The sequence below is a fragment of the Acidovorax sp. DMC1 genome, from assembly GCF_056314325.1.
Genome location: NZ_JBQUYO010000006.1, coordinates 294,346 through 300,349, shown reverse-complemented (window position 1 = coordinate 300,349; position 6,004 = coordinate 294,346). Strand labels below are relative to the sequence as shown.

6 protein-coding genes are annotated in these 6,004 nt (G+C 61.2%); all 6 read left to right on the top strand.

Going from position 1 to position 6,004, the window contains the following annotated elements; translation table 11 throughout:
* Positions 1 to 129: 129 nt before the first annotated feature.
* The 6 genes from ACT531_RS14875 to ACT531_RS14850 all read left to right on the top strand — a co-directional run bounded on the left by ACT531_RS14875 (position 130) and on the right by ACT531_RS14850 (position 5,899).
* A complete protein-coding gene (locus tag ACT531_RS14875; RefSeq protein WP_476017895.1) occupies positions 130 to 882 on the top strand; it encodes a 16S rRNA pseudouridine(516) synthase in 753 nt (250 codons plus the stop codon).
* Between the two features lie 271 nt (positions 883 to 1,153).
* Positions 1,154 to 2,140, top strand: coding sequence for a YncE family protein (locus ACT531_RS14870; RefSeq protein WP_476017894.1), 987 nt, complete (start codon positions 1,154 to 1,156; stop codon positions 2,138 to 2,140).
* A gap of 23 nt (positions 2,141 to 2,163) precedes the next feature.
* Positions 2,164 to 2,985: a polysaccharide deacetylase family protein gene (locus ACT531_RS14865; RefSeq protein WP_291445845.1), complete on the top strand. Its 822-nt coding sequence runs from the start codon at positions 2,164 to 2,166 to the stop codon at positions 2,983 to 2,985.
* 96 nt (positions 2,986 to 3,081) lie between these two features.
* Positions 3,082 to 4,095, top strand: coding sequence for a sterol desaturase family protein (locus tag ACT531_RS14860; protein WP_291445843.1), 1,014 nt, complete (start codon positions 3,082 to 3,084; stop codon positions 4,093 to 4,095).
* A 35-nt stretch (positions 4,096 to 4,130) separates the two neighbouring features.
* A complete protein-coding gene (locus ACT531_RS14855; RefSeq protein ID WP_291445841.1) occupies positions 4,131 to 5,081 on the top strand; it encodes an EI24 domain-containing protein in 951 nt (316 codons plus the stop codon).
* Complete coding sequence (locus ACT531_RS14850) at positions 5,078 to 5,899, top strand: competence/damage-inducible protein A (protein ID WP_476017893.1); 822 nt, start codon at positions 5,078 to 5,080, stop codon at positions 5,897 to 5,899. The genes ACT531_RS14855 and ACT531_RS14850 overlap by 4 nt, the downstream gene beginning before the upstream one ends.
* Positions 5,900 to 6,004 lie beyond the last annotated feature (105 nt).

Sequence of the window (6,004 nt, the reverse complement as noted above, 5' to 3'; positions counted from 1 at the left end):
GTGTGAAAGTAGGTCATCGTCAGGCTCTTACAGCCCAGAAAACCCCAGTCTCATAAAGACTGGGGTTTTTTGCTTTGGAAAGGCGGAAGTTAATCACCGCTGTCACAGCATCTTCTGCAACTATTGGCCATGCAACTGCAAGACATTCTTTATTCTCAGGGCTTTGGTACGCGACGTGTCTGCGCGGGGCTGATTCAGCAGGGATGGGTTTCGGTGTGTGATGCGTCATCGCCCAATGCTGACTACGTGCTTTGTTCGGAGGCAACGGCCGATTTCGAAACCGAAGGACTGCTGCTTCGCGTGCAAGGCGTGGACTGGCCTTTCCACGCCAAGGCTTACGTACTGCTGCACAAGCCCGCCGGTACGGAATGCTCTCAAAAGCCTTCTACCTATCCCAGCATCTACACCCTATTGCCTCCGCCGTTGCGCCAGCGGCCCACAAAGAGTGCCGTGCAAGGCGTGCAGGCAGTGGGGCGTCTTGATCAGGACACCACCGGCATGCTGCTACTGAGCGATGACGGGCAGTTCATCCACCGCTTGAGTTCGCCCAAGAAGCATGTGCCGAAGGTCTATCAAGTCACGACGAAACACCCTGTGGATGAGGCGCAGGTATCGAAACTATTGGCAGGAGTTGTTCTGGACGACGACCCCAAGCCAGTGCGTGCAGCACATTGCACCATGGTGGACACCCATCGCTTGGATATGACACTGACCGAAGGTAAGTACCACCAGGTCAAACGGATGATTGCAGCTGTTGGTAACAGGGTGGAAGGGTTGCACCGCTCTCGCATTGGAGGCATGGACTTGCCGGCTGATTTGGCGCCCGGGCAATGGCGATGGCTCAGTGCGTCGGATCTTGAGCTTCTGAACAGCAACACTTGAGTCGTTCTTTAGGGGGGAATCGTTGTTGTTTGGCGCCAAGCGTGCGGTCGATGCATGGTGCTCCCTATCCTTGAAGGTCCAGTCATCTAAGCGAATTCGGCCCTTCTGGTGTAGTGCGACGGCATCTCTCAGCGCGCCCAGCATCCTTGCTCGTTCCAGTGCCGACATGACTTTGGTCAAAGAGTGCACGATCACCCTGATGTTACGTCTTGTCGCTCAAGACCGCTGCAGGCGCGGCGCTACACTCCAAGGCTGTGTTGAAAGTGGTTTTGTGAAGATTCTCTCGATTGCACGCACCTGCGTTGTGGCCCTCTGTGGGTTGTGGTATTCCGTTGCCAGTGTCGCATCGGGCGCGCCGCCTCTTTTTGTGCTCAATTCGCTGGAGGCCAACGTCAGCGTCATCGACCCGGTGACCTGGGCCGAGACAGCCCGAATTCCCACGGGCAAAGAGCCGCACCATCTGTATCTGACGCCCGATGAAAAATCGATCATCGTGGCCAACGCGCTCGGCGATACCCTGACTTTTGTAGACCCCCGTACCGCCGAGGTGCAGCGTACGGTGCGCGGCATTGTGGACCCCTACCACCTGCGCTTCAGCCCGGACATGAAATGGTTCATCACGGCCGCCAACCGCCTGAACCATGTGGATTTTTACCGCTGGGATGGCAAGGACTTGACGCTGGTGCAGCGTGTGGCCACCTCCCGCACGCCCAGCCATCTGTGGATCGATAGCCGCAGCACCACCGTCTACTCGACCATGCAGGACAGTGACGAACTGGTGGCGATTGACATTGCCACACAGACCATCAAATGGCGCGTCAAAACAGGCCCTATGCCTGCGGATGTGTATGGCAGCCCCGATGGCAAGCACCTGTTTGTGGGCCTCACGGGCGGTGACAGCGTGGAGGTATTCGATATCTCCGGGCGTGAAGCGGTCAGCGTCAAGCGGATCAAGACAGGCAACGGTGCACACGCTTTTCGTGCCGCTGGCGACGGGCGCCACCTGTATGTGAGCAATCGCGTAGCCAATTCGATCAGCAAGATCGACATGAACACCCAGCAGGTCGTCGAGTCGTACCCGGTGCCAGGCGGACCTGATTGCATGGATGTTTCGGCGGACGGACGCTACATCTACGTCAGTTCGCGTTGGGCACGGAAGCTGTCCGTGGTGGACACCCAGGCCAAGAAGGTGGTGCGCCAGGTCAACGTGGGCAAATCGCCCCACGGCGTGTGGACCTTGCAGCACGCGCCGCGTTGAGCACTGTACAGCCGGTCAGAGGTATGTTTCTCAGCGCTCTTCGTGCAACACACGGCAGGCGCCGCAATGCTATTGTATTGATAGCTGCTTGGGCATGTTTCACTAGCGCTACTGCGCAAAATGACTGCAAAAAGCCTCTCTACCTGACCTTTGACACCGGCCACATGGAGGTGGCGCCTTTGGTGGCGGAGGTCCTCAAACGCCAGCAGGTGCACGTGACCTTCTTTGCCGCCAACGAGCGCACGAAGGAAGGCGATGGAAGCCTGGGAGACCATTGGGCTCCGTGGTGGCGTGCGCGCGCTGCGGAGGGGCATGAGTTTGCCTCCCATACCTGGAACCACACCTACTGGCGCGCCGATGCCGGCAACGCGCAACACCTGGCGTTTCGGGTTCGCCCCTCGGCGGGACCGCGTGAGGGGCAGAGTTTTGTGATGTCGGCGGCGGAATACTGCGAAGAAATCACCCATGCAGCGGATCGCTTGAAGGCCATAACCGGCAAGACGCCTTTGCCCCTGTTCCGCGCGCCGGGCGGCAAGATCTCTGCGCAATTGATTGCTAGTGCAAAGGCTTGCGGTTATGCGCATGTGGGTTGGTCGCCCGCCGGCTTTTTGGGCGATGAGCTGCCCAGTGAGACGGCCAGCAACGCCGCGCTGCTGAACAAGGCGCTGCGCGATGTGCGCAGTGGCGACATCCTGCTGGCCCACCTGGGGATCTGGTCGCGCAAGGACGCCTGGGCGCCCGCTGTGCTGGAGCCTTTGATTGAAGGGCTCAAGCAGCGAGGGTTTTGCTTTCGCACCCTGCGGGACCATCCGGACTATGCAGCCGCAGTGGTGCAGGTTCGCTAGAGGGCTGTGGGGGCCAGTGCGACCATGTATGCAGTGGCGCAGGGCACAGGTGCCGGATGGGTGCATGAATAAACGGGTGCCAGGGAGCGCAACACGATGGGATGGCTAGGCGGCGTATTTGACAGCGTGCAGCAATGGCTTTTTGAAAGCGTGCTGCAACCGCTGATGTTCACCACGGGGTTGGCCAGCCTGCTGGAGAACGGCTATGAGGCTTCTGGATGGCTGCTGGTGGGCTTGCTGCAGCTGGTGGTCATCGTGGCCGTGATTGGTCCGATGCAGCGCTGGTGGCCAGTGGAGGAGATCAATGACCGCGCCACCATACGCACCGACATCCTCTACACCCTGATCCACCGGCTGGGGCTGTTTCGTCTGGCGCTGTTCTTCACAGTAGACCCGCTCGCGGATTCGTTGTTTGGTGCGCTGCGTGTGGCAGGTGTCAGTACCTTCCAGCTCGACGGTATCTGGCCGGGTGTGACGGACATCTCCTGGGTCAGCTTGCTGCTGTACCTGGTGGTGTTCGATTTTGTGGACTACTGGATCCACCGGGGGCAGCATCACTTCGAGTGGTGGTGGCGACTGCATTCGCTGCACCATGCGCAGCAGCAGATGACGATGTGGAGCGACAACCGCAACCACCTGCTCGACGACCTGCTGCGCGACGTGATTCTGGTGACGGTGGCGCAGCTGATTGGTGTTGCGCCGGGGCAGTTCATCGCCATTGTGGCCATCACCCAGCTCAGCGAGAGCTTTCAGCACGCCAACGTGCGGCTGTGGTTCGGTCAGGTGGGAGAGCGGCTCTGGATCAGCCCCCGGTTTCACCGCCGGCACCACAGCATTGGTATTGGCCACGAGACGGTCAAACCCTCGACCGAGGCGACATCAGGCCAACCTGCAACGCCACCGCGCGTGGTGCTCGGCGGGCATAACTTCGGGGTGCTGCTGCCCTGGTGGGACATGCTGATGGGTACGGCCAACTTCGAAAAGCGGTTTGACCCGACCGGCGTGCGCGACCAGGTGGAGCCGGGGCCTGATGGCCGGGTGCGCGACTACGGTAGAGGCTTCTGGTCCCAGCAATGGCGGGGCGTACTGAGGTTGCTGGGCAAGGCCTGAGCGACCCGGCGGGCGCTGCCTGTATGCTTGCCGCCATGGGATTACTGCTTGATTCTTTCTGGCGTGCCGCCGCCTACTGCCTGCGTCCGCGTGTGATCGCGCTGTCGCTCCTGCCCCTGGTCTTGATGGCCTTGTTGGCGATGGGCCTGGGCTATTTTTACTGGGACGGGGCAGTGCAGGCAATGCGCACTTTGCTCGACGCCTCCTCGTTGCTGGCCAGCGTCTGGGGCTGGCTCCAGGGCTGGGGGTTGGGGGATGTGACGGCCGTCATGGCGCCGTTGATGGTGGTGCTGGCTGTGGCACCTGTACTGGTGGTGGTGTCGCTGCTGGCCGTGGCGGTGCTGATGACGCCTGCCCTGGTGGCCTTGGTGGCTGCCCGGCGTTTTCCGGACCTGGAGCGCAAAAAAGGCGGGTCTTTCATCGCGAGTGTGGCTTGGTCCGTGGGCTCCACGGTGCTGGCGCTTGTGGCGCTGGTGGTGTCGGTTCCTCTGTGGCTGGTTCCGCCGCTGGTCCTCGTTCTGCCGCCCTTGATTTGGGGATGGCTGACTTACCGGGTGATGGTGTTTGATGCGCTGGCGGACCACGCCAGCAAGGAGGAGCGCCAGGAGATCTTCCGGCGCCATCGCAGCAGCCTGCTGGGTATTGGCATCGTCACGGGTTACCTGGGGGCGGCCCCCAGCATCGTGTGGGCATCGGGTGTGGTGTTTGCCGCCGCGTTTTTTGTGCTGGTGCCACTGGCGATCTGGATCTACACCCTGGTGTTCGCTTTTTCCTCGCTGTGGTTCGCGCACTATGGCTTGGCCGCCTTGCAACGCTTGCGGGCCGAGCGGGGGACGAATATGCCCATGGCCGAGCCCGCCCCTTCGTCGGCCTCGTCTGCATTGACCCCACGCCCTGCTGACACGCCGGCGCTGGAAACTGCGGCCCCTGCTGCGGCCGTGCTACCACCCCCTGCCATTTCGCCCTCTGGAGACAACGCACCATGACACCTACCTTCGGCCTCATCATCGTGGGCGACGAGATCTTGTCAGGCAAACGTGCCGACAAGCACATGCCCAAGGTGATCGAACTGTTGTCGGCACGCGGCCTGTCCCTGGCCTACGCCGACTATCTGGGGGACAACCCGGACCGGATTACGGCCACCTTGCAGCGGGCGTTCGCGTCGGCTGATGCGGTGTTTTCGTGTGGCGGCATTGGTGCAACCCCTGACGACCACACGCGGCAGTGCGCTGGACGAGCCCTGGGCCAGGATCTGGCCCTGCACCCGGAGGCCGAGGCGCTGATCCGCGAACGCATGCAGGATGTGGCGCGAGAGCAGGGCGTGCCTTACGATCCTGATCGCTCTGACAACGTGCACCGCCTCAACATGGGCATGTTCCCGGTGGGCGCGCGCATCATCCCCAATCCTTACAACAAGATCCCCGGCTTCAGCTGCGACGGGCCTGGCGGTGGATCCGTGCACTTCGTTCCAGGGTTTCCTGTGATGGCCTGGCCGATGATCGAGTGGGTGCTGGAGCGCCATTACGCAGCCCATTTCAACCGCGCGCCGCAGACCGAGCAGTCGGTGGTGGTCTTTGGTGCGATGGAGGCCTCGTTGACGCCCCTCATGGAGCAGATTGAAAAATCGCACCCTGACGTGCGGGTGTTCAGTTTGCCCAGCGTAGATCATCCACAATACGGGCGGCATATCGAACTGGGTGTCAAAGGGCCTGCGTCTTCCGTGCCCGCCGCATGGCAGGCACTGAAAACAGGGCTGCACGAATTTGGTGCAAGTTGTGGCCCTGAATTGGTGCGCAACCTCTGAGACCCAGATTGGATAGATGAATTGCACCGTATTGGTGCTTTTGGGCGTGTGCCACGCCGACCTGCCGCCAGTAGCGCTCCTTCATAGTGCGGTGCTGCACTCGGC

Coding starts and splice junctions, on each gene's coding strand:
- ACT531_RS14875 (WP_476017895.1), top strand. CDS start 130: ATGCAACTGCAAGACATTCTTTATTCTCAGGGCTTTGGTACGCGACGT.
- ACT531_RS14865 (WP_291445845.1), top strand. CDS start 2,164: ATGTTTCTCAGCGCTCTTCGTGCAACACACGGCAGGCGCCGCAATGCT.
- ACT531_RS14860 (WP_291445843.1), top strand. CDS start 3,082: ATGGGATGGCTAGGCGGCGTATTTGACAGCGTGCAGCAATGGCTTTTT.
- ACT531_RS14855 (WP_291445841.1), top strand. CDS start 4,131: ATGGGATTACTGCTTGATTCTTTCTGGCGTGCCGCCGCCTACTGCCTG.
- ACT531_RS14850 (WP_476017893.1), top strand. CDS start 5,078: ATGACACCTACCTTCGGCCTCATCATCGTGGGCGACGAGATCTTGTCA.